Here is a 23,962-nt window from a genome sequence, read left to right as displayed (position 1 = left end):
AGATTATACATGAGAGAATATTCAACACAGATGGAAGCGGCACGCAAGGGGATTGTCACTCCGCAGCTACGCAAGGTGGCCGAGAAGGAACGCATGAGCGTGGAAGAACTGCTGCCGCTGGCAGCCAGCGGCAAAGTGGTTATCTGTGCCAACCACCGGCATGAGTGTCTGGATCCCAATGGAATCGGATCTATGCTGACCACCAAGGTGAATGTCAATCTGGGGGTGTCCAAAGATGTGCACAGTCTGGATGAGGAGCTGCAGAAAGTCATGGAGGCCGTGCGACTGGGCGGCCATGCCATTATGGATCTGTCCACCCATGGCGATACGCAGCCGTTCCGGCGCAAGCTGGTGGACGAGTGCCCGGCCATGATCGGAACCGTACCGGTGTATGATGCCGTCATTCATCACAAGCGCGACCTGAAGCACCTGACGGCCAGGGATTTTATTGACGTCATCCGCCTTCATGCCGAGGACGGCGTGGATTTTGTCACGCTGCACTGCGGACTGAACCGCAAAACCCTCGAACAGGTTAAGCAGCAGCGGCGGAAAATGAACCTGGTTTCCCGCGGCGGATCGCTGATCTTTGCCTGGATGTCCATGACCGGACAGGAGAATCCATTCTACGAATACTATGATGAGATCCTGGAAATCTGTCGGGAACACGACGTCACGATTTCTCTGGGCGATGCCTGCCGTCCGGGCTGTCTGGCTGACGCCAGCGATATCAGCCAGATTGATGAGCTGGTGCGCCTGGCAGAATTGACCCAGCGGGCCTGGGATCGCGATGTTCAGGTCATCGTGGAAGGACCCGGCCATATGCCGATGGATCAGATCGAAGCGAACATGAAGATTCAGTCCACGCTGTGCAAAGGGGCGCCGTTCTATGTCCTGGGGCCTCTGGTCACGGATATCGCTCCCGGCTATGACCACATCACCGGCGCCATCGGCGGTGCCATCGCTGCCGCCAGCGGCGCGGCGTTCCTGTGTTATGTCACCCCGGCGGAACACCTGGCCCTGCCAAACCTGGAAGACGTCAAACAGGGCATCATAGCCTCCCGCATCGCGGCTCACGCTGCGGATATCGCCAAAGGCGTGCGCGGTGCCAGACTTTTGGATGACCGCATGGCGGATGCCCGGGTTAAATTCGACTGGGATGAGCAGTGGGAACTGGCCATGGATCCCGATACGGCGCGCCGGATTCGGGAAGAGCGCAAGCCGGAACATGAGGATACCTGCACCATGTGCGGCAAGTTCTGCGCCGTGCGCAGCATGAACAAAGCCCTGAACGGCGAGGAGATCGATATCCTGTAAGCCGGGAAACGGATTCCCTGATCCGCCAAAGGCAGCAGACACTGTAAGCGCAGCAGACACCGTAAATGCAGCAAAGACAACCGGACCGACGGCAACCAGGCCGCTCGGTCCGGTTGTCTTTTATACAGAGAAGTACACCGGACGGATCCTACTGAAACAGTGGCATCCAGCGCGTGAAAGCATTAGAATGAAAGGGAATAAACAAGCAGGAAAGGAAGCGATGAGATGACGGAGTGGAAGGAATCGATTCAGGATCCGGTTCTGGATCGGATGAAAAACCGGGAGGAGGTTCTCTGGATCAATCCGGGGTACCGCAAAGAGCCGGACTTTGGCGTTGCCGGACTGTCGGTGGCTGACATTGACGATGCTCAGGCCAGGCTGGAGCGATTTGCCCCCTATATCCGCAGAGTTTTTCCGGAAACGAATGCCACCGGCGGACTCATCGAATCCCCGCTGGTTGAGATCCCGGACATGCAGCAAGCCCTGCGGAATGATTTTGGACTGGAAGTGCCCGGCCGGCTCTGGCTCAAAGAGGACAGCCATCTGGCCATTGCCGGCTCCATCAAGGCAAGGGGCGGAATCTATGAAATCCTGAAGCATTCAGAGGACCTTGCCCTGGAGCATGGTCTGCTGTCTCCCGGAGATTCCTATGAGGTACTGGCCAATGACACCGCCAGGGAGTTCTTTTCGCGGTATGCCGTTCATGTCGGATCCACGGGAAATCTGGGACTGAGCATCGGCATCATCAGTGCCCGCCTGGGATACCGCGTGACGGTCCATATGTCGGCCGATGCCCGCCAGTGGAAGAAGGACCTTTTGCGCCAGCACGGCGCTACGGTGAAAGAATATGCTGGGGACTATGAGAAAGCCGTGGCCCAGGGGCGCAAGCTGTCAGAACAGGATCCCATGAGCTACTTTGTCGATGATGAAAATTCCCGGACGCTCTTTTACGGCTATGCCGTGGCAGCCCGACGCATTGCCCGCCAGCTGGAAGAGCGGCAGGTGGTGGTGGATGACTCCCATCCCTTGTTTGTCTACCTGCCCTGCGGGGTCGGCGGAGCGCCCGGCGGAATTGCCTATGGCCTGCGGACGGTCTATGGTTCGGCGGTCCACTGCTTCTTCGTGGAACCGGTGGAATCCCCTTGTATGCTGGTCGGCATGGCAACCGGCCTGAATCAGAAGATTTCGGTTCAGGACATCGGTCTGACGGGACGCACTGAAGCCGATGGCCTGGCGGTCGGCCGTCCTTCCGGCTTTGTCGGCGAGGTCATGAAGGAATGCCTCAGCGGCATCTTTACCCTGACAGACGAGAAACTCTACCGCTATATTCAGGCGCTGTGGCGCAGTGAAGCGATCTTCATCGAACCAAGTGCCGGTGCTGCCTTTGAAGGACCGGCGCGTCTGCTCGATTATGAGGCCGGCCGCCGGTATCTGGCGGATCAGGGGCTGACTCCCTTCCTGGAGCAGAGCACCCATGTGGCCTGGGCCACCGGAGGAAACCTGGTGCCCGAGGAAGTTCGGGCCTCCTACCTGGCTCGACCGCTGGATTAGAGAGTGCAAACGACCAAGCCGGAGCGGATCGAATCGGACCGGATCGGACCGAGGTTCGATCCCTTTGGAAGCACCCCACACGGCGGGTGATTGTCTATCACTCCCGGCCGGAATATGATAGAATAAATATTGCATGCAATTAATTAGGAGGAAATGTTATTGGATTTTCATCATTTTCTTAGTGAGATCATCACCGTTCTGATCTTCCTTCTGGAATTTACCGGCGTTATGCTGATTGCCTTCGGAAGCATCAAGGCGATCTGGGATCTGATCCGTTCCAGATTTAACTTCGGCAACGAAGATACCAAGCTGACCCTTGCTCAGTCCCTGGCTCTGGCTCTGGAGTTCAAGATGGGCGCGGAGATCCTCAAGACAATTACCGTGCGAACCCTGGATGAACTCATGATTCTGGGTGCCATCGTACTGATCCGAGTTATTCTGACCTTTGTCATTCACTGGGAAATTAAATCAACCCATGAAGACAAAAAGAAGCAGATCCATCAAATCCGCATCCAGCAGGAACGGGAAAAGCTGGAGCACCTGCGCGAACACAACTAACCGACCAAACAAATATAAACGGAGCAGATACAGAGAATATCACCTCCCGGAGGATCATGCCGCCGCCCGGCGCAGTCTATCCTTAGTCTCTACTCAGTCCAACCCCAGGCAGTTCCTTCGGAGCTGCCTGTCTTTTATTCGTGACTATGCCGGAGGAGTCTGGATCAGCCTGGATCAGACAGGATTACCATGAATCAGCATTGATAAGTCTTGAACAGCATTGATAAGTCTTGAACAGCATTGATAAGCCTTGGTCAGTCTGAATCATATCCGACAGCTTCCGGTTTAATCGCTTTTTAAGGGTTTTTTGTTATAATTTTCATAATGCGAGAAGGAGGGGAGGCCATGATCGAACTCAAAGGAATCCGGAAAGGATTTGGCAAGAAGCTGGTGCTGGATCAGCTGGATCTGTCGGTGGCGCGCGGTCAGTGCATCGGTCTGGTGGGAACCAATGGCAGCGGGAAATCAACGTTGCTGTCGATTCTTTCCGGAGCGCTGGCTCCGGATGCCGGAGAGATCCGTTACAACCGGCAGCTGATGAAGAGCCGGGCGGATTTGGCCCGATATGCTGCCTTTGTACCACAGGACAATCCGCTGATTGAGGAACTGTCGGTACGGGATAACCTGAAGCTGTGGTATGCCGATTCACTCAACAGCCTGGAAGACGCGCTGAAAACCGGTTTTGTGCACGAACTGGGACTGGAGGCTGTGCTTCGGGAAAAGGTTCGGAATCTTTCCGGCGGCATGAAAAAACGTCTGTCCATTGCCTGTGCCCTGGCGCACGACGCACCGATTTTGCTGATGGATGAACCGGCTGCTTCCCTGGATCTGGTGACCAAACAGGAGATCCGGGATTACCTCAGGCGCTACCTGGATAAGGGCGGCACGGTGGTAATCTCATCCCATGAGATGGATGAACTGAAGATGTGCGATGCACTGTATCATCTGACAAACTGCCGTCTGGAACGGATTCCCTCCGGAATGGACGGCCAGGAACTGATGGGGCTGCTGAATCAGGCTCAAGTGAAAAACTCCGCTAAGAATGAAATACCTTAACGACACTTAATTTTTACGGTAAAAGGAGAAACAAGATGACAGAAAACACGACAAACCTGCACCCGGAGTGGGAAGATCCCACCCCCAAGCAAAAAGCGAAGAGCAAGGGGCCGATGATCGGACTCATTTCGGTTGCCCTGATTGCAGTTCTGGGGATCGGGCTTTATGCTTCCGGACTCTTCGGCAAGCTCTTTGTCAATAAAGAGGACCGGGTCACCCAGGCGCTGTATTCCCTGATGAAAGGGGAGGAAAATCCCTTTGTTCAGGACTGGATGGGCACCAAGGAACTGAATGCCGCCATGGCCAAAGCTTACCGCTCTTCCGGCACCCTCGAACTGGTGGAAGCGCCGATCGTGCAGGAAATGATCGGTTTCCCGGTTCCCGGGGGCATCACGCTGAGCTTTGAAGCCCAGCAGGACACCGCTCTGAAAACCATGTCCGCCAAACTTGGCCTGGGCATGATGGGGACAGATCTGGTCAACGGCCAGCTTTATGTCGATGAGAACAAAATGCAGGTGGCGGCGCCGTCTTTGTTCAAGGAAGTCATTTCAGCCGACTTTAGCGGTGATCTGGACAGCAAGCTGGATAATGCTCCGTTGTTCAAGGATCAGCCCGAAGCGGAAGAATTCAAGGAATCGATCCGCCAGTTTGCACAGACCCTCAAGGACAGCCAGGGCCAGACGACACAGCTGGTGAAGCTGATGACCGGCGAAGCCTCCCTGTATGATTATCAGGGGCTGAAGGATGCGACGGAAAAATTCAAGGGCCAGTGGGTCATCGAGGACGCTCCGGCAAAAACCGCGTCTTACAATGGCAAGCAGGCTGCCTTTGACGGCTTCAAAGTCACCATGCCCAAGGCTGCCTATGTTGCGTTCCTGAAGGAAATGAAGACCTTCATGCTGAGCGATGCCAAGTTTAAGACCGACATTATGGATCTGGTGGCAGATCAGGTGGCGGCCGGAGAACTGATAACAAAGGAAGAAGCCTACACCAAAATGGGAACGGAAATGGATCAGTGGATTCAGTCCGTGGAACAGAATGCTGAATTAAAAGACATTCCGTTTACGATCCACATGACTGATGACAATGAGCTGGTGAGCCTCGTCAGCGAAGTCAAATCCGCTGCCGATGGCTTCAACCTGAATCTGGAGCGTTCCGGCGGTGCCTACGGCAACGAAAACATGAAACTTACTTTGGTGGCAACGGGAACCAATGCCGGTCAGATGGAACTGGTAAGCATCGGCAAGACCGAGGGCGCAGCCCAGAGCCGGGAACTCCACATCAGCGCTGCTTCCGCCGATGCCAAGGCGGCTGACAATGTCATCAAGTGGAATATCAATAAAGAATCCGGAGCCCTGTCGGGTGAGGCGAAAACCTCCGTTGTGGAAGCCGATCAGGTGGTTCCCATCGAGATGACGTTCAAGGGCAAAGTCCAGGATATCGTCAAGGGCAAGAGCGGTACCGCCGTGCTGGACGAAATCAAGATCAATGCCAACGGTCAGGCTGTCGCTACCCTCAAAGGCGACATGAAATACTCGGTGGAAGGCGTGAAAGCGGTCATGCCGGAAGGCACAACCATGGACCTCTTTACCGCGACCCAGGCGGACATGGACAAGATCATGGAACAGATCCAGGAAAAACTGGGTGGCTTCCTGAATTTGATGGACACCCCGCTGGGCTTTTAGACCGAACCGACAACTAAATCAGATATAAGACACGGGAGGGTTGGATATGTTTTTCGTTTTTCTCAGACTGCAATTGAAAAGAACATTCCGGCACCTCCCGCTGTTATTGACCGGGGCGATGCTGCTGCTCCTTCTGACCGGCAGCATTGCTTTTTTGTCGTCTCAGAAACTATACGGGGATGCCATCATCGGCCGGATGGAGTTCGGAGTGGTCTACCCGGAGTCCCATGATGCCGAGGAAGTTTTCATTGAAGCCCTGGCTCAGCAGGAAACGCTCAAGGACATGACCAGATTCCGGACCATGACGGAAGCGGACGGGCGCAGGGATCTGGCGGAAGGGAAGATTCAGGGGCTGCTGATCCTGCCCGATGGCTTTGTCAGCGGCGTCTTGAGCGGGGTCAACACGCCGGCCCGGCTGGTTCTCAATCAGAATCAGGCGCTGCAGGCGCGGCTGCTGGTGACTCTGACCGAAGCGGGTGCCAGGACGCTGTCCGTTTCACAGGGTGCGCTGTATGCCGCCTGGGATGAGTATATCAGCCGGGGGATTGCCGAAGCGGACCGCCAGACGATGAATCAGGCGGTCAACGAACGCTACCTGAGTCTGGCGTTGGGGCGTGACCGGATGTTTCGCATGGAGGTTCTGCAGGCAACGGGTGAGCTGGATCCCCTGTCCTATTTTCTGGCTTCCTGGATGGTGCTGTTTCTCCTGCTGATGGGCATGCTGGAGGCCTTTGTCATGCGTCCGCTGTCCGAAGGGCTTAAAACCCGCCTGACCATTGAGGGGATTGGCAGCGCGCAGCGGATTTTCACCGACTGGTTCCGGCTCTTTCTGCTGCAGCTGATGCTCCTCGGCGTCATGGCCGGCCTTTGGCAGACAGCAGCCCAGGTTCTGGATCTGAGCTGGACATTCCGGGCAGAGGCTCTGTCCGGCCTCCTGCTGCTGGCAGCCGGCGTCGCGGCACTGATTCTGCTGATCTATACTCTGACGGAGGATCTGCTGTCGGGCATGCTGCTGCTGTTTGCACTGTCCTTTGTTATGGTCTTTCTGTCCGGAGGATTCCTGCCATCCTCGTTCCTGCCGGGGATCCTGCGCCAGATTCAGCCCTGGGTGCCATCAACCGCCTGGATCCGGGTTATGGGTAGTTTCCTGACTTCAGGAACTCAGCCATTGCTGACTTCCGGCCTGTTCGCGGCTGGATTCTACAGCCTGGCGCTGCTGGCTGACCGAAGCCGATCGGGGAGGAGGTACCGCACATGAAGAAACTGATAGTCTGGGCGGAGATGACCTTAAAACGGCTGACCCGGCGCAAAGGCTTCCTGCTCCTGCTGGCAGCCCTGCCTCTGATCGGTCTGTTTACGGCCTACTGGGAACAGCATCATACCCAGGGGGTGGAGATCGGCCTGCTGCAAAACCAGGATCCGGTGGCCCGGGCAGCGATTGACCGGCTTCTGGCATCCGATGGTTTGTTTGAGTTCCGCCTCTATGAAGATGAGGCCACTTTGCGCAGCGCGGTGGAAACCCGGATCCTGGAAGCGGGCTTTGTGTTTTCGCCGGATCTGAGCGGTCAGCTGCAGGCCCGGCAGGTCCGGGACCTGGTCCGCCTGCTGCGCTCGCCTTCCACCGTCACCGACGGCATGGCGGCAGAAGTAGTGTTTTCCCAGCTGATTCATGCGGCTTCGCCCGACATCCTGCGGGATATCGTGGTCGAATCCGGCCTGTTTCCGGGAACGGAAGGGGAGGTGTATGCCAGGATCTGGGCTCGCTATCAGGATTACGACCGTTCCGGCGGAACCTACCGGTTTGATTATGAATATCTTGACGGGTCGGCTCCGGCAGCCTCCGGCATCCCGCTGTTCCCCACCAAGGGCCTGATCAGTGTGTTTGTGATGCTCACCGCCTGGATCAGCGTCCTGTCCTGGTATCGGGATGAGGAGGACGGCATCTACGGGGCCTTCGCCGTTGCCGGCTCCCGGGCGGCGGGATTCCTGTCAGTCTTTCTGCCGGTTGTGGTGATGACGCTGGCCGGCTTCCTGCTCTGCCTGACCCGGTATCCGGCCAGCGAAGCCTTCCGGGAACTGGCATACCTTCTGTTTTACGGAACCGCCGCTGCACTGTTCCTATTTGGGGCGAAGCGCCTGTTTCCCAATCCAGTGGCCTTCGGCGCTCTGATGCCGGTGGCCCTGCTCGGTTCCCTGGTAGCCAGCCCCGTCATCCTGGATATGACCCGGCTGGTCCCGGGACTGGAGATCCTGGAGAAACTGTTCCTGCCCAGCTATTATCTGGCATTATCCTCCGGGAAAAGCTGGGGTGGATTCGGCCTGATCCTCATTGCCCTGACAGGAGGAATCCTGCTGGCATTGCCGCCGGCAGCCCGGCGAAACGGTTCGGCCGGTCGGACATCATCCCTGTAAACAGCAGGAGGAGGAGTTGATCCATGGCAATACACAAATCTGATCAGTTCAGCCAAAGAATTCGAGACGTGATCGAAGCGGACTGGAGCGTCCGGCCGGATCGCCCCTGGCCGGATCAGCCCCGGTACGAGGTGTTCCGCCACCAGCTTTCGGGCAAGTGGTTCGGGGTGATGATGGTAATCGCCGGGGATAAAATCGGCCTGGACGGGCCGGATCCCGCAGCGATCCTGAACCTGAAAGGGGATCCCCTCCAGATTCGCTTCCTGTTGAGCCAGCCCGGGTTTCGTCCGGCCTGGCACATGAACAAAAAACACTGGTTCACGGTACTTCTGGACGGCACCGTCGGGATCGAGCCGATCCGGGAACTGATCCGGATCAGTCACGGGCTCACGGAATAGCCATGCGGCCATCAGCCGGAGCCGGTCGAAGACTTTTTTGAAAATCATCCATTCATTCAGCTGCCCGGCAGCTTCCAGGTTCTTCCCGGAGGCTGCCGGGTTGACCATTTAGCGGTAGAATCCTATGACGGTTCCAATTAATAGCCGGCTTTTCCACTTAGGTGTCGATCATTCGACCGAGACTCGGACGCTTGATTGGGGATCCAGTTGAATGGATTTTCGGATGATTGGGTATCCGGTTGATTGGATTTCCTGTTGATTGACTTCGAATGATTGCCAGTCTGTGAATGGTTGGACCATTGGCTGCGCTTTGAAAAATTCTGCGAGGAAACCACGAACATAATCCGACCTCACAAAAAGCGGGACGTTCAGCCTGACTCAGGGGGGGTAGCCTGAACCGGAATTAACTTTGAGAGGACTGCAATGGCGGAGAAATCTGACAGGGAACGGCTGAAGCGGCCGCTCTGTCTGCCTCCGAACGGTGAACGGCGGATTGGCTCAATCGTTCGGAAAGTGACCGGGGCGGATTGACAGAGTCCGAGGCTTAGGGTAACATTTCTTTGGTGCTTTAATTCAGTCCCGTGAGGCTGAGAAGAGATTTGCAAGGCTTTTCGAGTTTGGAAAACCTCTTTTCGTCATGGAAAAGAGGTTTTTTTTGCGCGAAAAAAATCTTCTGGGCTTCCCGCGGGGATTGGGAACGAAATTTTACAATCCGGAGGGAAGAAGTTTGAAACGTAAATTAGTGCTGGAAAACGGAATGGTTTTTGAAGGCCATGGCTTTGGCGCTGTCCGGTCCGTAAGCGGCGAAGTGGTGTTTACCACGGCCATGACGGGCTATCAGGAACTGCTGACGGACCCGTCATTCTTGGGTCAGATCGTGGTGATGACCTTTCCCATGATCGGAAACTATGGCGTGAACCGGGATGACTATGAGTCCATCGTTCCTCATGTATCGGCTTTTGTGGTAGGCGAAGCCTGCGAACAACCCAGCAATTTCCGCAGTGAAATGACGCTGGATGCTTATTTGAAGAAACACGATATCCCGGGTCTGTACGGGATCGATACCCGGGCGCTGACCCGGGCGATCCGGGAAAAGGGAGCAGTCCGCGGCATTCTGGCCGATGAGGCGGTGACGCCGGAGGAAGCGCTGGCTCTGCTGCAGCAGCAGCCGCAGTCCGTGGATCATATTGCCCGGGTATCCACCCGGGATGTCTATGAAGTGCCGGGCAAGGGCAAACGGGTTGTTCTGTATGACTACGGCATGAAGGGATCTATTCTGAAGAACCTGGCGGAACTGGGCTTTCAGATTACCGTCGTGCCCTTTGACTATCCGGCCAGAGCGGCACTGGATCTGAATCCCCACGGCATCTTCCTGTCCAACGGCCCCGGGGACCCCCAGAGCGTGCCCCAGTCCGTGGCAATCATCCGGGAACTCCTGGGACAGGTTCCGATGTTCGGAATCTGCATGGGGCATCAGCTGCTGGCCCTGGCCTGCGGCGCGAAGACCCGCAAAATGGGCTTCGGTCATCGCGGCGGCAATCATCCGGTGCGGGATTTGAGATCGGGCCGGATTCTCATTACAAGTCAGAATCATGGCTACGTGGTGGATGACCATGGTCTGGACCAGACGATGCTGGTGGTCACACACCGGTCGGTGAATGACAATACCGTGGAAGGAATCGCTCACCGGGACCTGTCGGCCCGCTCGGTTCAGTTCCATCCGGAAGCAGCCCCCGGGCCGCAGGACGCCAGTGTGATATTCAAGGAATTTGCTGCCATGATGGAGGGGTCATATGTCAATCGATAAAACAATCAAGAAAGTGCTGGTCATCGGTTCGGGACCAATCGTCATCGGCCAGGCGGCGGAGTTTGACTACGCCGGAACCCAGGCCTGCGAATCGCTGCGCGAAGAGGGCGTCTATGTCATCCTGGTCAATTCCAATCCCGCCACCATCATGACGGACCGGGAAACCGCCGATCGCGTCTATATGGAGCCGTTGACCCTGGATTTTCTGAAACGAATCCTGATCCGGGAGCGGCCCTGTGCCATACTGCCGTCCCTGGGCGGACAGACGGGCTTGAACCTGGCCATGGAGCTGGCCCGGGACGGAATCCTGGAAGAACTCAACATCCGGATTCTGGGAACGGATCTCCAGGCGATCCATCAGGCGGAAGACCGGGAAGCCTTCCGCAGCCTGATGCGGTCCATTCATGAGCCGGTGCCGCCGTCAGGCATCACTCATTCCGTTGAGGAAGCCCTGGATTTTGCCCGGTCCATCGGCTATCCGGTCATTGTCCGGCCGGCCTTTACCCTGGGCGGGACCGGAGGCGGCATCTGCCAGACGGAGGACGAACTGATCCGGGTCGTGGAGAACGGCCTGAGTCTGTCACCGGTCAATCAGTGCCTCATTGAAATGTCCATCGCCGGCTGGAAGGAAATTGAGTTTGAGGTAATGCGCGATGCCAACGACACCGCCATCGCCGTCTGCTCCATGGAGAACATGGATCCTGTCGGCATCCATACCGGGGATTCCATCGTCGTGGCTCCGGCTCTGACGCTGGCGGACCGGGAGTATCAGATGCTGCGCAACAGCGCGCTCAAGATCATCCGGGCCCTGAAGATTGAGGGCGGCTGCAATGTCCAGCTGGCGCTGCATCCCGACTCCTTTGACTACTACATCATTGAAGTCAATCCACGGGTTTCCCGCTCGTCCGCCCTGGCCAGCAAGGCCACGGGCTACCCCATCGCCAAGATTGCCGCCAAGATCGCCCTGGGGCTCCATCTGGATGAAATCATCAATCCCGTGACCGGGGTCACCTATGCCGCCTTCGAGCCGGCGCTGGATTATCTGGCGGTCAAGCTGCCCCGATTCGCCTTTGACAAGTTCCGTTCGGCAAACCGCCGGCTGGGTACTCAGATGAAGGCTACCGGCGAAGTTATGGCCCTGGGCCGCAGCTTCGAGGAGGGTCTGCTCAAGGCGGCCCGTTCCCTGGAGATCAAGGCCTGCCATATTGAGCTGCCGGAGGTCAATCAGATGAGCGACGAGGAACTGGACCGGATCATAACGCTGGGTGAGGATCGCCGGCTGTTCGCCATTTATGAGAAAATGCGGCGGGGCGGATCGACCGAAGTCATCCAGGAGATGACCGGAATGGATCCCTTCTACCTGAACAAGATCCGCAACATCCTGAAGATGGAGGAAGCGATTCGCCGGAGCGGACTGGAAAACAGCCTGCGCCCGGCCAAGGTCATGGGCTTCTCCGACGCCTACCTGGCTCAGCTGTGCGGCCGGACGGAGCGGGAAGTGGAAGAACTGCGGCTGCAGGCAGGGATCACGCCGGTCTTTAAGATGGTCGATACCTGCGCCGGCGAGTTTGCCTCGGCGACCCCGTACTTTTACTCCACCCATGGCCAGGAGAATGAATCCCTGTCCAGCGACCGGCGCAAGGTCATCGTCCTGGGTTCCGGGCCCATTCGGATCGGTCAGGGCGTCGAGTTTGACTATGCCACGGTACACTGCGTCAAGTCCCTGAAGCAGCAGGGGCTGGAGGCTATCATCATCAACAACAACCCCGAGACGGTATCAACGGATTTCTCGATCTCGGACAAGCTCTACTTTGAGCCCCTGACCACGGAAGATGTCATGAACATCGTCCGACTGGAACAGCCGGAAGGGATCATCGTTCAGTTTGGCGGCCAGACCGCCATCAACCTGACCCGGAGTCTGGTGGAACACGGAGTCCGGATTATGGGGACGTCGCCGGATTCCATCGATCTGGCGGAGGACCGGGATCTCTTCGAGCAGAAGCTGAAGGAACTGGATATCCCCATGCCGCGGGGCGAAATGGCCTCCTCGGCCGAGGGTGCCATTGCCGCTGCCCGGACCATTGGCTATCCGGTGCTGGTACGCCCCTCCTATGTCCTGGGCGGAGCCAACATGGAGATCATCTATCAGGATGAGGAAATGGCGGACTACATGGCCCGCAATCACCAGCACAGCGGACATGCACCGGTGCTGATTGATCAGTACGTAGTCGGCATGGAGGCTGAAGTGGACGGGATCTGTGACGGACAGGATGTCCTGATTCCGGGAATTTTGCAGCACATTGAGCGGGCCGGCGTCCATTCCGGGGATTCCATGGCGGTCTACCCGCCGTTCTCCCTCACGGAAGAAGTCAAATCCACCATCGCCGATTACACCGAACGGATCGGGCGGGGGCTGGGCATTGTGGGACTGTACAACATTCAGTTCGTCATTGACAAGTCCAACCGGGTCTTTGTTCTGGAAGTCAACCCGCGCTCCTCGCGTACCGTTCCGTTCCTGAGCAAGGTGACGGCCATTCCGATGGCAGATCTGGCCACCCGGGCTATTCTGGGACAGAAGCTGGCGGATTCCGGCCACCCGCTGGGCCTCCTGCCCGAGGGCAAGGGCTATGCGGTGAAAATGCCGGTATTCAGCTTCAGCAAGCTGCGCAAGGTCGACATCGCCCTGGGACCTGAAATGAAGTCCACCGGGGAAGCCATCGGCTGGGACATGGACCTGGACAAGGCACTCTACAAGGCCCTGTATGCCGCCAATTTCACCCTGCCGAGCTTTGGCAAGGTTCTCTTCACCATCGCCAACAAAGAGAAGGCGGAAGCCCTGGAGCTGGCCCGGCGCTTCTCCGCCATCGGGTACGGCATCGTCGCCACCGACGGCACGCAGGCTTACCTGACTGAGCACGGCATTCCCTGTGAGCTGGTGCACAAGATCGGACGGGCGGAACACAGCGAACGGACCGTACTGGACCTGATCCGCAAGCGGCAGGTACAGTTCGTCATCAACACCTTCACCGAATCCAGCAAGCACCACATCTCCGATGGCTTCCTCATCCGCCGTGAGGCCGTTGAGAACAATATTGCCTGCCTGACTTCCCTGGATACAGCCAACGCGCTGCTCCGGGTCCTCGAATCCATGAGCTTCGAGATCCACACCTTCTAGTTCAGGCATTCCAGCCCTCACAAGGGCAAGGCTCCGGAACCATTCCGCATGGTTCCGGAGCCTTGAATTTTTTGTGGTGTTTGGCATGTCTGTATGTTTTCAATTCTGCAATTCTGCAATTCTGCAATTCTGTATTAGCCGTAATCCTGATTTCTACATTATGACACGTTGGCATAGACAGGAGTCCAGTCATCATTTAAATGAAACAGGCGGTCAGGCACGAACGGATCTTGGTTTGGGTGGGAACTACGGCTGCATGGCTCCGAACAAAACCAGCCAGGCCAGGATCGATTTGGCAGACAGGCTGAGAATGATGTAGACTCTCTCGCCAAAGAGGTAATTGCGCCATTTGCCGATCTTTTGATACTGCAGTACCATATTCACCGGGAAGGTGTTGAAGGCCACGAAGTATGTTCCGACGATGGCCCAGACAAACCAGGGCACGCGATCAAAGTTTCCGTTGCCGAACATATAGAGCAGGATGGCAGCCCAGGGAGCAATTCCGGCCAGGGAACCCCACAGGAACGGGCCCCAGTCGAGGTCTTCCTTGCGGCGCTGGGAGTTGAGCTGCTCCATGACCAGGCCGAACAGATTCATCGACGCGTTGACCACGAAAATCAGAAGCAGAGAAGCGATATCGTATATGCCGAAAAGGGTTGAGATCAGCACAATCATGATGGAGGAGCTCAGGGCATATTCAAACCAGCGGAATTTGTTGATGCCAAGTTCCAGATCTTTGTTGTAAATCTGATTCATGCGATTCGGGACAGACACCAGGGCGTGGGCCGCGGCGGAGATGAACAGAAAGAGCGCGACCAGAATTCCAAAGGGGAGGTTGAACAGATCCTTCGACTGCAATTCCAGGGAGCGGGTCTGCGGGTTGAATGCCAGAAAGTTCTGAGTGATGGTCGGCTGAAATTCACCGATTTTCTGGATGACTGAGGTGGCGAGGAAGAGCATGGCCAAACCCTGAATCAGGTGAAGCCCGCCCATGATCTTATTGAAATTTCTGAGTTTTTTAAGTGCATCGGTTTGCATATGCCTGGACTCCTTTCACAGGTCGAGTTTTCTTTTCATTTCTTTTTCCGCTGATTCTTGATACCAGCTGGCTTTGAAAGGTTGAACTTTCTTAGGGTCTGATTGTTTCATCAGGGAATGGAAGCTGTCAGTTTTCAAGAGATTCTATCTTTGATTTCATCTTACGCCGAAACTTCACGTTATGCATTAGAATCGATGGAAAATTTCTAGATAGCACGTTATGTGATATATAGATGCCTGTTTGTAAGTCTGCGATCTTTCCACTGCGTGGATCAAGGGCTGCTTTCTTCCGGTTCGGAATGGTTTGGGGAAAGGGGAATCAGGTATAATAAGCTCAACACGTCATGAAATACCTGGCGTCGGATATCAGCTCAGATCGGGTCAAGGGATCAAGGGAATTTGTGGATTAGCGAATGGAAGAGTGGAAGGGGATCAGGATGACTGAAAAAGAAAAGTGCAGCCGCGGCCTGCTGTACAATCTGATGGATGATCAGGAGATGATGGCCGAACTGACCAGGTGCAAGGACCTGTGTCACCGGTTGAATCAGGTGCTGCCGTCGCGCACGGATGAAAGGGAGCAGATCCTTCGGGAGATCATCGGCAGGATCGGCGGATCCTTTGTAATTACGACCCCTTTTTACTGTGACTATGGCTATAACATTGAAATTGGGGAGCATTTTTATGCCAATCACCATCTGGTCATTCTGGACTGCGCCAAGGTCCGGATCGGAGATCATGTGTTCATTGCGCCAAACTGCTGCATCACTGCCGCCAGCCACCCCATCGATGCCCGTCAGCGCAGCGCGGGGTTTGAGTATGCCCTTCCGGTCACCATCGGGAACCATGTCTGGATTGGTGCCAATACAGTCATTCTGCCGGGAGTTACCATTGGTGACCATGCGGTCATCGGGGCAGGCAGTGTCGTGACTAAGGACATTCCGGCCCATGTCGTTGCTGTGGGCAATCCCTGCCGGGTGCTGCGGGAAATTGACGAACGAGACAGGGCTTGCCAGCCGGACCAGGTACGCCTGGATTAATTAAGAGAATTTTAAAAAACAGCAGGGCGATGGGGGTGAATCCCATGCCCTGCTGCTTTTTGTATGGTATGTTCTTATTTTTTCTTCTTGTCCGGGTCCTCGGCCGCTTTGGCCTTGTGCCGTTCCGGGTCCACAAAGTCATAAATGTAGTGGCGTACCCGGTCATAGGCATCCTCATCTCCGACCATGACAAAGGCGTCCTTGTCCTGGAAGGTCATGTAGGGGCCTGGGGAGAGAATCAGTTCATCCTCGCGCTTAATGGCGATGATGGTGGCTCCGGTATTCTGCCAGAAGTTGACTTCTCCGATGGCTTTGCCGATGAGGTGGGATTTCTCCGGAATTTCCACTTCCAGCGGTGCGAAGGGATTGGAGGTCTTGAACCGGACGGTGTAATCCAGGACGCGGTCCAGGGATTCCCGCAGTTTCTGATCCAGTTCTTCGCGCTGCTTCAAGATCTCGTTGATGGAGTTCTTAATGCCGGAGATGGAGTCGACTTCCTTGAACTGGTTGATGAATGCCATGGAGTTTTCCATGGATTCGACCAGGATGCCGGATCCGTGGGTGACCGATACGATTTTCATATCCTCCAGGAGTGAAACGGAGCGCCGGATGGTCTCAGGCGATACATTGTACTGACCGGCCAGGGTGGAGCGGCCCGAAATCTTTTTGCCCTCGGGGAATTCCCCGTTGGCGATTCGGGAGGCAATGTCGATGGCGATCTGCTGATATACAGGCTTCGTGATTTTTTCTGGCTTATTCATCATACCCTCATTTGCATTCATTTTTCTCAACGAAATGAATTTTTTATCTGATTCAATAGTAAGACAATCTGTACTGATTTGCCATAGGGCTGTACGGTTTTTTGAAAAGAAATTCTGCCGGGCAGTTCGGCTAGAAACTTCCGCTATCGGTCAGGATCAGGTTGCCCGCTTTGGAGAGGAGTACGGTGTGCTCGAACTGGACAATCTGGCTGTGGTTTTCCGTCACCATGGGCCAGACCCCTTCGGGATTCTCCTCCACCCATTCGTCGCCGTCGGAAATAAAGGTCTCCAGGGCAACCACCTGGCCTTCCTTGAAGATCGAGGCATCCCGCCGTTCGTTATAGTTAAAGATGAAGTGAGGTTCTTCGTGCAGGCTTCTGCCGACGCCATGGCCGGTGAGGTTGCGCAGCACGGTGTAGCTGTTCTTAATCGCGGTTTTGTAGATGGCTTTGCCGACGTTGGCTGTGGATTTGCCGGGGGCTGCTGCCTGAATGGCTGCGGCCAGGGCTTCGCGGGAGACGCGCAGCATGTCCTCCTGCTTCAGGTTGGGTGAGCCGGCGATGACCGTCATGCCGGTGTCGGCAAAGTATCCGTTCTTGCTGGCGGAAACGTCAATGTTGACCCAGTCACCTTCTTCCAGGAGCTGCCTGGACGGAACGCCGTGGCAGGCGACTTCGTTGACGGAAATGCAGGTCCAGCCGGGAAAGCCGTAACTGGACTTGGGAGCCGAAACGGCACGTTCTTCTTCCAACAGATCCCGGGCCATCAGATCCAGTTCCAGGGTGCTGATCCCGGGACGGACGGCCTGGGCCAGTTCATCGCGGACGCGGGCGACAATGCGTCCGATTTCCTTCATTCCGTTCAGGTCCGTCTGGTTTGTTACTATCATGTGTAATCCCTTCTTTCTCCTTTCATCTTAACACAGCAAAGACGGCCGCTTCAAAGAAAACCTGGGTTGAAACGGCCTGTTCACGCGTCGCGCACTGATGTCTGCTTGAAAATCGTTTACAATCTTGGGTCGCTGGATTATAATTCATATTAATCGAGTGTCACTTTGGTCCCCGGGCCGGAGTGTTTGATGACAACCATCCCAAAAAGACCGACAGGAGGAAGACGGTTATGAATGAAATGGACTACACCACTCAAAAACTTCGAAACGTGGGCTTAATTGGCCACAGCGGGTCCGGAAAGACGACCCTGATGGAAGCGTTGCTCAATTTTTCCGGAGCGACCGACCGCATGGGTAGAATTGAGGATGGAAATACGGTTTCTGACTTTGATCCGGAAGAAAAGAAACGTCAGATTTCCTTGCAGGCCTCTGTGGCGCCAGTTTATTACAATGGTTATAAGATCAACCTCGTAGATTTACCCGGATATTTTGATTTTGTAGGAGAGACCATTCAGGGAATGAGAGCGGTGGACATTGCCATGATCGTTCTGTCCGCCACCTCCGGCATCGAAGTTGGAACTGAAAAGGCCTGGAAGTACACGGAAAAAATCAAGCTTCCCAGAGCATTCTACATTAACAAGATGGACCGCGAAAACGCGGACTTTGATAAAGTATTTGATCAGTTGAGAGATAAATTTGGCATGCCGGTGGTGGCAGTGCAATACCCGATGGGCAAGGAATCCAACTTGCAGGGTGTAATCAACGTCGTTTCCCACCGGGCCAGATTCCATGATAAAAAGACGGGCGTGATGACCGAAGGCGACATTCCGGAAGAGTACAGGGACCGGATCGATGAGCTCCACGAGATGCTGATGGAGTCCGTTGCCCAGACCGATGAGAACCTTCTGGACAAGTATGTCGGGGGTGAGAAGCTCACCACGGACGAAGTCTACAACGCGCTGATTCAGGGCTGCGTCAGCGGCGACATTGCCCCGGTCATGTGCGGATCCGCTTCCGAGCGCATAGGCATGACCACCCTGCTGGAAGACATTATTGAAGCCTTCCCCTCGCCGGAATACGCGATTCCGCAGAAAGCGGTGGAGCTTACCAGCCAGCAGGAAATCTTCGTCAAGCTGACTGCGGACAAACCATTCTCAGCCATAGTCTTCAAGACCATCGCTGACCCCTTCGTCGGCAAGATTTCTCTGTTCCGCACCATTACCGGCGTGGCTCAGGGTGAAATGACGGTATACAATCCCAACCGGGAAAAGAATGAAAAACTCGCCAACTTCTTCTATCTGAAAGGCAAGAACCAAGCGCCGGCTGAAAAAGTCATCGCCGGTGACATCGGCGCGGTGGCTAAGCTGGCAGTGACCAAGACTGGAGACACCCTGTGCGATCCCTCCTTCAAGGTTCGCTATGACGCAATCAACTTCCCGGATCCGGTCATGAGCCTGACGGTTCTGCCCAAGTCCAAGGGAGATGAAGACAAGATTTCTTCCGGCCTGACCCGACTGATGGAAGAAGACCCGACGTTCGTGGTGGCCAGAAGCCCGGAAACGGCTGAAGTCATTATGTCCGGACAGGGCGAAACCCATCTGGAAGTCCTCGCCTCCAAGCTGAAAGCCAAATTCGGCGCGGATGTGGATCTGGCCGAACCCGTTCTGCCCTACCGTGAAACCATCAAAGGTAAGTCAGACGTTCAGGGCAAGCATAAAAAGCAGTCCGGCGGGCATGGCCAGTATGGGGATGTCAAGATCCGGTTTGAGCAGAGAAAAGACGGCAAGGATGAACTGGAATTTGTCGATGAAGTAGTCGGCGGCTCTGTGCCCAGAAACTTCATTCCGGCCGTGGAAAAGGGACTGCGGGAAGCCATCACGGAAGGTGTTCTGGCCGGCTACCCGGTGATCAAGCTCCGAGCGACCCTGTACGATGGTTCCTACCATGCGGTGGATTCTTCGGAAATGGCGTTCAAGATCGCGGCGTCCATGGCCTTCAAAAAAGGAATGGAAGATGCCCAGCCGATTCTGCTGGAACCCATCATGAAGCTGGAAGTCAAGGTTCCGGATGATTACATGGGCGACATCATTGGCGACATCAACAAGAAACGAGGCCGCGTCCTGGGCATGGAGCCGGAAGATGACATGCAGAAGGTCATCGCCGAAATTCCGATGTCCGAAATCCAGCGCTATTCCTCCGACCTGAAGTCCATGACTCAGGCCCGCGGAGAATTCCGGATGGAATTCATCCGTTACGAGGAAGTTCCGGCGACGGAAGTTCCCAAGATCGTGGAACGGGCTAAAAAGATGAAGGAAGCCAAGGAAAGCAAATAAGCGAGGATCGGCAATTCACCCATTGTCAGATCATCACATAACCATTGCGTGGCAGGAACCTGTGACACCACAGATTCCTGCTGCGTTTGTCTTGCGGCCAGCAGGCACTGCGGTCCCCCAACGGCGGAATGCGCCACGGGTGGAGCCCCTGTGCTATAATTGGGGCATCAGGATCGAGGAGAGATTGCGATGGAACCAGAAGAAAAGAAATATGTCATAGGCATCGACCTGGGCGGAACGAAGATCACCACCGCCATTGCCGATCTGGCAGGCGAACTTATTGAAAAAACCACCCTGGCCACCGGCGCCAAAGAAGGCGAGGAAGTGGTTATGGAGCGCATCATTCAGTCGGTGGAAATGGTACTTGAGGCTTCCGGCCTGATGCTGGAGGAAGTACGGGCCATCGGCATCGGCGCGCCCGGACCGCTGGATCCGGAAACGGGCTCCATCATTACCACGCCCAACCTGCCGTTCCGAAATTTTTCTCTGACCCAGCCGCTGACCCGGCACTTCGGCGTCCCGGCATTTCTGGACAATGACGGCAATGTGGCGGCCATCGGCGAGTGGCTGTTTGGAGCGGGCAAGGGGTACCGGAACGTTCTCTACATGACCGTATCCACAGGCGTGGGCGGCGGCGCCGTCCTGAACGGCCGATCCTATCATGGGTCCCGGTCCAATGCCCTGGAGATCGGCCATATGACCATCGAACCCTCGTCACCTCACCAGTGCAACTGCGGAAACCATGGCGATGTGGAAGCGCTCTGTTCGGGCACCGCCATTTCCAAACGAGCCATGGAGGCGATCCGTGCCGGACGCTCCACCAGTCTGACCAGACATGAGGTGGTGACCAGCTATGAGGTCTACCAGGGCTACAAAGAAGGGGATGAACTGAGCATCGAGATCCTCACCCAGGCCTGGAAGTATCTTGGAATCGCCGTAGCCAACCTCATTCTGGTCTTTGACCCGGATGTTATTGCCATCGGCGGCGGCGTATCAAAGATCGGATCGGACATGTTTGACGCGGTGAAGGCGTCAGCCCAGGACCACTGTTTTGACTTCATGTTCGATTCCGTTCAGATCGTACCCACTGCTCTGGCACAGGATACCGGCGTCATCGGCGCGGTGGCGCTGGCCATCGTCAGCAGTCAGCCTGAATAAATCAAACCAGGAACCGCCAGATCCAGGACCTGAGGCAGCAGCATGGTATTTCACTTACCAGGCGGGCATTTATTTACCAGGTCGTCAGGAGCATACAAAGAAAGGAAGTCCTTCGCAGGACTTCCTTTTTGGTGGTGTGATGCCAGAATATAATTTTCAATGATTTGCGGCTTCCACAATAAAATATATGGCAAGTTCAAAGAACAGATCATCCGGCTACAACTTACGGTTATCCTTCAGCAAGGAGGCAGCAATACCACTGCCAATGATCAGGATTGTACCAAGGATGGTACGGCTGGCAAGCTGTTCCTGAAACACTAAATAGCCCAGGATAGGGGACAAAATGACACCGGTATAGTCAAATAGGGTAACCCGGGTAGCCTGCGCTGTCAAATAGGATCGGGTAATGAAGTACTGGCCCAAAGCAGCAAACACCCCAATCAGCAGGAGATACAACAGTTCAGCGGCAGTCGGCCAGACAAATTGAGCTGCCATGAAGGGGACGGATGCCAGACTGGACAGTAAGCTGAACCAGAAGATGATCACAATGCCATGAACCCGACCGGCCAGGCGGCGGATCAGAACATAAGCCAAGCCGCCAAACAGCGCCGAGGCTACCCCAATCAGAGACGGGGTCAGGTTGAAATTCCCCGTAGGGTTGATAATGATCACAGCTCCGGCGAACCCGGTTAATATGGTGAGAAGCCGGGGCAAACTCATTCGTTCACCCAGAAAAAGAACCGCTGCCAAAATCACGAAGAATGGATTCAATTTCTGCAGAACTTGAGCATCCGCCAGGGGCAGATGATTGTTTGCATAAAAGACGCTCACTACTCCAAGAAAACCCAACAGGCATCGAAAAAACAATGGAATTCGGTTGGGTCTGTCCACCGCCGCGGAAAGCCCTTCCTGCTTCATGGTCCAAAGCGAGAAGGCGAGCATAACCAGGTTGCGAAAGAAAACCTGTTCGAATAGTGGAATGGTTCCCCCGGATAGCTTTACCATCAGAGACATGAAGGCAAAGGATGCGGAGGCGATGATCATATATAGAATTCCATTTCGTTCGTTTGTCATTGAACACCTCATTTTATTGGCATAAGAGCTCGTCAGGATTGATTGAGTAACGGATATCATTATAGCAAAAAGAAACAAGAATTGATTCCTGTCCTACCCGGCAGCGGAGGATGGTGTTGATCGGTTTCCTTGAAAAAGGGAAGGACTCTTCCTCGGTCTTCAGAATCTTCCTTTTAGTTCAGGTGAAAAATACTGGATTTCAGGTAAAATGGTAAGTAGGGAAGTCGGGAGTGGTCCTGCCACATCGAATGGACTCAGTCAGACTCACACAGAGGAAGCGAAAAAGAACAATTACGGAACCGGTGCGGGAATTTCTGACATCGGTGGGACGGAGAGGTTAATGACGTATTTATATATCACCCGGCATGGGGAAACACAATGGAATCTGGAAGGGCGGTTTCAGGGACGGGGCAATTCGGAACTGACCGAGCGGGGCCGGCGCCAGGCACAGGGTCTGGGGCGGGTGCTGGATGAGGAGGCCATTGAGCTGATCATTACCAGTCCCCTGAAACGGGCCAGGCAGACCGCTGAATTTGCCAGGGGGAACCGAAACATTCCCCTGCAGGAGCTGGAGGATCTGGCGGAGCTGGACCTGGGAGCCTGGGAGGGTCAGCTGCTGAAGGATCTGAAGGAGCGGGAACCACAGCAGTATCATTATTACTGGAATGATCCGTTCCGGTATGAACCCAGCCAGGGTGAATCCTACGCACAGATGCTGGAACGACTAAGCCGGGCACTGGTTCAGATCGAAGCCATCGCCCAGGGGCGAAGAACTCTGGTGGTGACCCACGGCATGACGCTGATGGGGCTGCTTCATCTGTTGACCGGAGCTCCCCTGGAGCGGATTCTGAAAAAACCGGTACTGCGTCAGACCAGCATTACCAAGGTCCGGATCCTGTCGCAGGATCCCATGAACTTTGAGGTGGAAACGGTCGGCGATACCTCGCATTTCATCTCTGAGGATCTGCATTCTCCCCGGGTGAATGTCTGGGATCATGGGAACGCTGCCGGTCAGAACCAGCCAGCCGTTGAACCATCTGTTACAGCCGCTGAACCAACTGGTGCAGCAGCGGTGGAAACCCTGGGTCAGCAGGCGGCTCGCCGGCTGCTGGAAAAGAATCTGACGATCTCCATCGCGGAAAGTCTCACCGGCGGTCTTCTGGCTGGTGCCCTCATCGACTCGGAACTGGGGATCTCCCGGTCTTTCCTGGAGGGCTATATTACGTACTCCAATGAGGCAAAGATCCGGGATCTGGGGGTTCTGCCGGAAACCCTGGCGCAGTTTGGCGCGGTCTCCGAAGAGACGGCCCGGGAGATGGTGCTTGGCTGTCAGGCGAAATCCGATACAGATCTTGCTGTTTCCACCACAGGAATTGCCGGACCGGGCGGCGAGACCCCGGAGAAGCCGGTGGGGCTGACCTTTATCGCGCTGTATGATCGGGGCAGGGTCCAGGTGTTCCGGGAAATCTTTCCCGGAACCCGCAACGAGGTGCGGGCTGCCGTGGTTCGCTATGCCCTGGAACGACTCATCGAAGCGCTGAAGGACTGATTGCGGCCGGGTTTGGCTCGGTCCAGGGGTCGCGCGGGCTGGACCGGACCTGAGGGACTGACTTGTTGCCAGATGCGAAACGTCAGGCGATGCCAGTGCAGGAAACAGTCCGGGGAATCCTTGCCGGAGCGAACGATGACCCATCGTTTGGGGCCGGAACATGGATC

At 55.6% G+C, this 23,962-nt stretch carries 18 protein-coding genes; 14 read left to right on the top strand and 4 right to left on the bottom strand.

Annotated elements, in window-relative coordinates:
• Positions 1–9 precede the first annotated feature (9 nt).
• The 10 genes from thiC (at position 10) to carB (ending at position 13,956) form a co-directional block, all read left to right on the top strand.
• Positions 10–1,314: a phosphomethylpyrimidine synthase ThiC gene (thiC, locus tag P6M73_RS13940; RefSeq protein ID WP_277853638.1), complete on the top strand. Its 1,305-nt coding sequence runs from the start codon at positions 10–12 to the stop codon at positions 1,312–1,314.
• A gap of 225 nt (positions 1,315–1,539) precedes the next feature.
• Positions 1,540–2,865, top strand: coding sequence for a D-serine ammonia-lyase (gene dsdA / locus P6M73_RS13935; protein WP_277853637.1), 1,326 nt, complete (start codon positions 1,540–1,542; stop codon positions 2,863–2,865).
• A gap of 159 nt (positions 2,866–3,024) precedes the next feature.
• A complete protein-coding gene (locus P6M73_RS13930; protein ID WP_277853636.1) occupies positions 3,025–3,423 on the top strand; it encodes a DUF1622 domain-containing protein in 399 nt (132 codons plus the stop codon).
• Between the two features lie 345 nt (positions 3,424–3,768).
• The gene (locus P6M73_RS13925) at positions 3,769–4,479 is read left to right on the top strand and encodes an ABC transporter ATP-binding protein (protein ID WP_277853635.1); all 711 of its coding nucleotides are present in this window, start codon (positions 3,769–3,771) and stop codon (positions 4,477–4,479) included.
• Between the two features lie 35 nt (positions 4,480–4,514).
• On the top strand, positions 4,515–6,164 hold the full coding sequence (locus P6M73_RS13920) for a hypothetical protein (RefSeq protein WP_277853634.1): 1,650 nt from the start codon (positions 4,515–4,517) through the stop codon (positions 6,162–6,164).
• A gap of 46 nt (positions 6,165–6,210) precedes the next feature.
• Positions 6,211–7,422, top strand: coding sequence for an ABC transporter permease (locus tag P6M73_RS13915; RefSeq protein ID WP_277853633.1), 1,212 nt, complete (start codon positions 6,211–6,213; stop codon positions 7,420–7,422).
• Entirely contained in the window at positions 7,419–8,576 is a 1,158-nt protein-coding gene (locus tag P6M73_RS13910) for a hypothetical protein (RefSeq protein WP_277853632.1), read from the top strand. Before P6M73_RS13915 ends, P6M73_RS13910 begins: the two co-directional genes overlap by 4 nt.
• 23 nt (positions 8,577–8,599) lie before the next feature.
• On the top strand, positions 8,600–8,974 hold the full coding sequence (locus P6M73_RS13905; protein WP_277853631.1) for an MmcQ/YjbR family DNA-binding protein: 375 nt from the start codon (positions 8,600–8,602) through the stop codon (positions 8,972–8,974).
• Positions 8,975–9,701: 727 nt separating this feature from the next.
• Positions 9,702–10,781, top strand: coding sequence for a glutamine-hydrolyzing carbamoyl-phosphate synthase small subunit (carA, locus tag P6M73_RS13900; RefSeq protein ID WP_277853630.1), 1,080 nt, complete (start codon positions 9,702–9,704; stop codon positions 10,779–10,781).
• Complete coding sequence (gene carB / locus P6M73_RS13895; RefSeq protein WP_277853629.1) at positions 10,768–13,956, top strand: carbamoyl-phosphate synthase large subunit; 3,189 nt, start codon at positions 10,768–10,770, stop codon at positions 13,954–13,956. Before carA ends, carB begins: the two co-directional genes overlap by 14 nt.
• 246 nt (positions 13,957–14,202) lie before the next feature.
• On the opposite strand, the gene heR is transcribed toward carB, so the two are convergent.
• A complete protein-coding gene (gene heR / locus P6M73_RS13890; protein WP_277853628.1) occupies positions 14,203–14,994 on the bottom strand; it encodes a heliorhodopsin HeR in 792 nt (263 codons plus the stop codon).
• Positions 14,995–15,431: 437 nt separating this feature from the next.
• On the opposite strand from heR, the gene P6M73_RS13885 reads away from it, so the two are divergent.
• Positions 15,432–16,031 carry a sugar O-acetyltransferase gene (locus P6M73_RS13885; protein ID WP_277853627.1) on the top strand — a complete coding sequence of 200 codons (600 nt, stop codon included), beginning with the start codon at positions 15,432–15,434 and terminating at the stop codon, positions 16,029–16,031.
• A 74-nt stretch (positions 16,032–16,105) separates the two neighbouring features.
• Here the strand turns inward: P6M73_RS13885 and P6M73_RS13880 are convergent, their stop codons facing one another.
• Complete coding sequence (locus tag P6M73_RS13880) at positions 16,106–16,795, bottom strand: GntR family transcriptional regulator (RefSeq protein WP_277853626.1); 690 nt, start codon at positions 16,793–16,795, stop codon at positions 16,106–16,108.
• Between the two features lie 127 nt (positions 16,796–16,922).
• Positions 16,923–17,681, bottom strand: coding sequence for a type I methionyl aminopeptidase (map, locus tag P6M73_RS13875; protein WP_277853625.1), 759 nt, complete (start codon positions 17,679–17,681; stop codon positions 16,923–16,925).
• Between the two features lie 230 nt (positions 17,682–17,911).
• On the opposite strand from map, the gene fusA reads away from it, so the two are divergent.
• Together fusA and P6M73_RS13865 are read left to right on the top strand one after the other, a co-directional pair.
• Positions 17,912–20,014: an elongation factor G gene (gene fusA, locus P6M73_RS13870; RefSeq protein ID WP_277853624.1), complete on the top strand. Its 2,103-nt coding sequence runs from the start codon at positions 17,912–17,914 to the stop codon at positions 20,012–20,014.
• Between the two features lie 189 nt (positions 20,015–20,203).
• Positions 20,204–21,172 carry an ROK family protein gene (locus P6M73_RS13865; RefSeq protein ID WP_277853623.1) on the top strand — a complete coding sequence of 323 codons (969 nt, stop codon included), beginning with the start codon at positions 20,204–20,206 and terminating at the stop codon, positions 21,170–21,172.
• A gap of 216 nt (positions 21,173–21,388) precedes the next feature.
• On the opposite strand, the gene P6M73_RS13860 is transcribed toward P6M73_RS13865, so the two are convergent.
• Positions 21,389–22,246 (bottom strand): DMT family transporter, encoded by an 858-nt coding sequence (locus tag P6M73_RS13860; RefSeq protein ID WP_277853622.1) that lies wholly within the window; start codon positions 22,244–22,246, stop codon positions 21,389–21,391.
• Positions 22,247–22,586: 340 nt separating this feature from the next.
• Between P6M73_RS13860 and P6M73_RS13855 the strand changes: the two genes are divergently transcribed.
• Positions 22,587–23,795, top strand: a complete 1,209-nt coding sequence (locus P6M73_RS13855; protein WP_277853621.1) for a nicotinamide-nucleotide amidohydrolase family protein — start codon at positions 22,587–22,589, stop codon at positions 23,793–23,795.
• The last annotated feature ends 167 nt before the right edge of the window (positions 23,796–23,962 follow it).

The sequence above is a fragment of the Anaerococcoides asporogena genome (assembly GCF_029590275.1).
Lineage (GTDB): Bacteria > Bacillota > Clostridia > Clostridiales > Clostridiaceae > JG1575.
Note: the sequence above shows the minus strand (reverse complement) of the source record. Positions and strands in the feature narration are given on the sequence as shown.

Coding starts and splice junctions, on each gene's coding strand:
- thiC (WP_277853638.1), top strand. CDS start 10: ATGAGAGAATATTCAACACAGATGGAAGCGGCACGCAAGGGGATTGTC.
- dsdA (WP_277853637.1), top strand. CDS start 1,540: ATGACGGAGTGGAAGGAATCGATTCAGGATCCGGTTCTGGATCGGATG.
- P6M73_RS13925 (WP_277853635.1), top strand. CDS start 3,769: ATGATCGAACTCAAAGGAATCCGGAAAGGATTTGGCAAGAAGCTGGTG.
- P6M73_RS13920 (WP_277853634.1), top strand. CDS start 4,515: ATGACAGAAAACACGACAAACCTGCACCCGGAGTGGGAAGATCCCACC.
- P6M73_RS13915 (WP_277853633.1), top strand. CDS start 6,211: ATGTTTTTCGTTTTTCTCAGACTGCAATTGAAAAGAACATTCCGGCAC.
- P6M73_RS13910 (WP_277853632.1), top strand. CDS start 7,419: ATGAAGAAACTGATAGTCTGGGCGGAGATGACCTTAAAACGGCTGACC.
- P6M73_RS13905 (WP_277853631.1), top strand. CDS start 8,600: ATGGCAATACACAAATCTGATCAGTTCAGCCAAAGAATTCGAGACGTG.
- carB (WP_277853629.1), top strand. CDS start 10,768: ATGTCAATCGATAAAACAATCAAGAAAGTGCTGGTCATCGGTTCGGGA.
- heR (WP_277853628.1), bottom strand. CDS start 14,994: ATGCAAACCGATGCACTTAAAAAACTCAGAAATTTCAATAAGATCATG.
- P6M73_RS13885 (WP_277853627.1), top strand. CDS start 15,432: ATGACTGAAAAAGAAAAGTGCAGCCGCGGCCTGCTGTACAATCTGATG.
- P6M73_RS13880 (WP_277853626.1), bottom strand. CDS start 16,795: ATGATGAATAAGCCAGAAAAAATCACGAAGCCTGTATATCAGCAGATC.
- map (WP_277853625.1), bottom strand. CDS start 17,681: ATGATAGTAACAAACCAGACGGACCTGAACGGAATGAAGGAAATCGGA.
- fusA (WP_277853624.1), top strand. CDS start 17,912: ATGAATGAAATGGACTACACCACTCAAAAACTTCGAAACGTGGGCTTA.
- P6M73_RS13865 (WP_277853623.1), top strand. CDS start 20,204: ATGGAACCAGAAGAAAAGAAATATGTCATAGGCATCGACCTGGGCGGA.
- P6M73_RS13860 (WP_277853622.1), bottom strand. CDS start 22,246: ATGACAAACGAACGAAATGGAATTCTATATATGATCATCGCCTCCGCA.
- P6M73_RS13855 (WP_277853621.1), top strand. CDS start 22,587: ATGACGTATTTATATATCACCCGGCATGGGGAAACACAATGGAATCTG.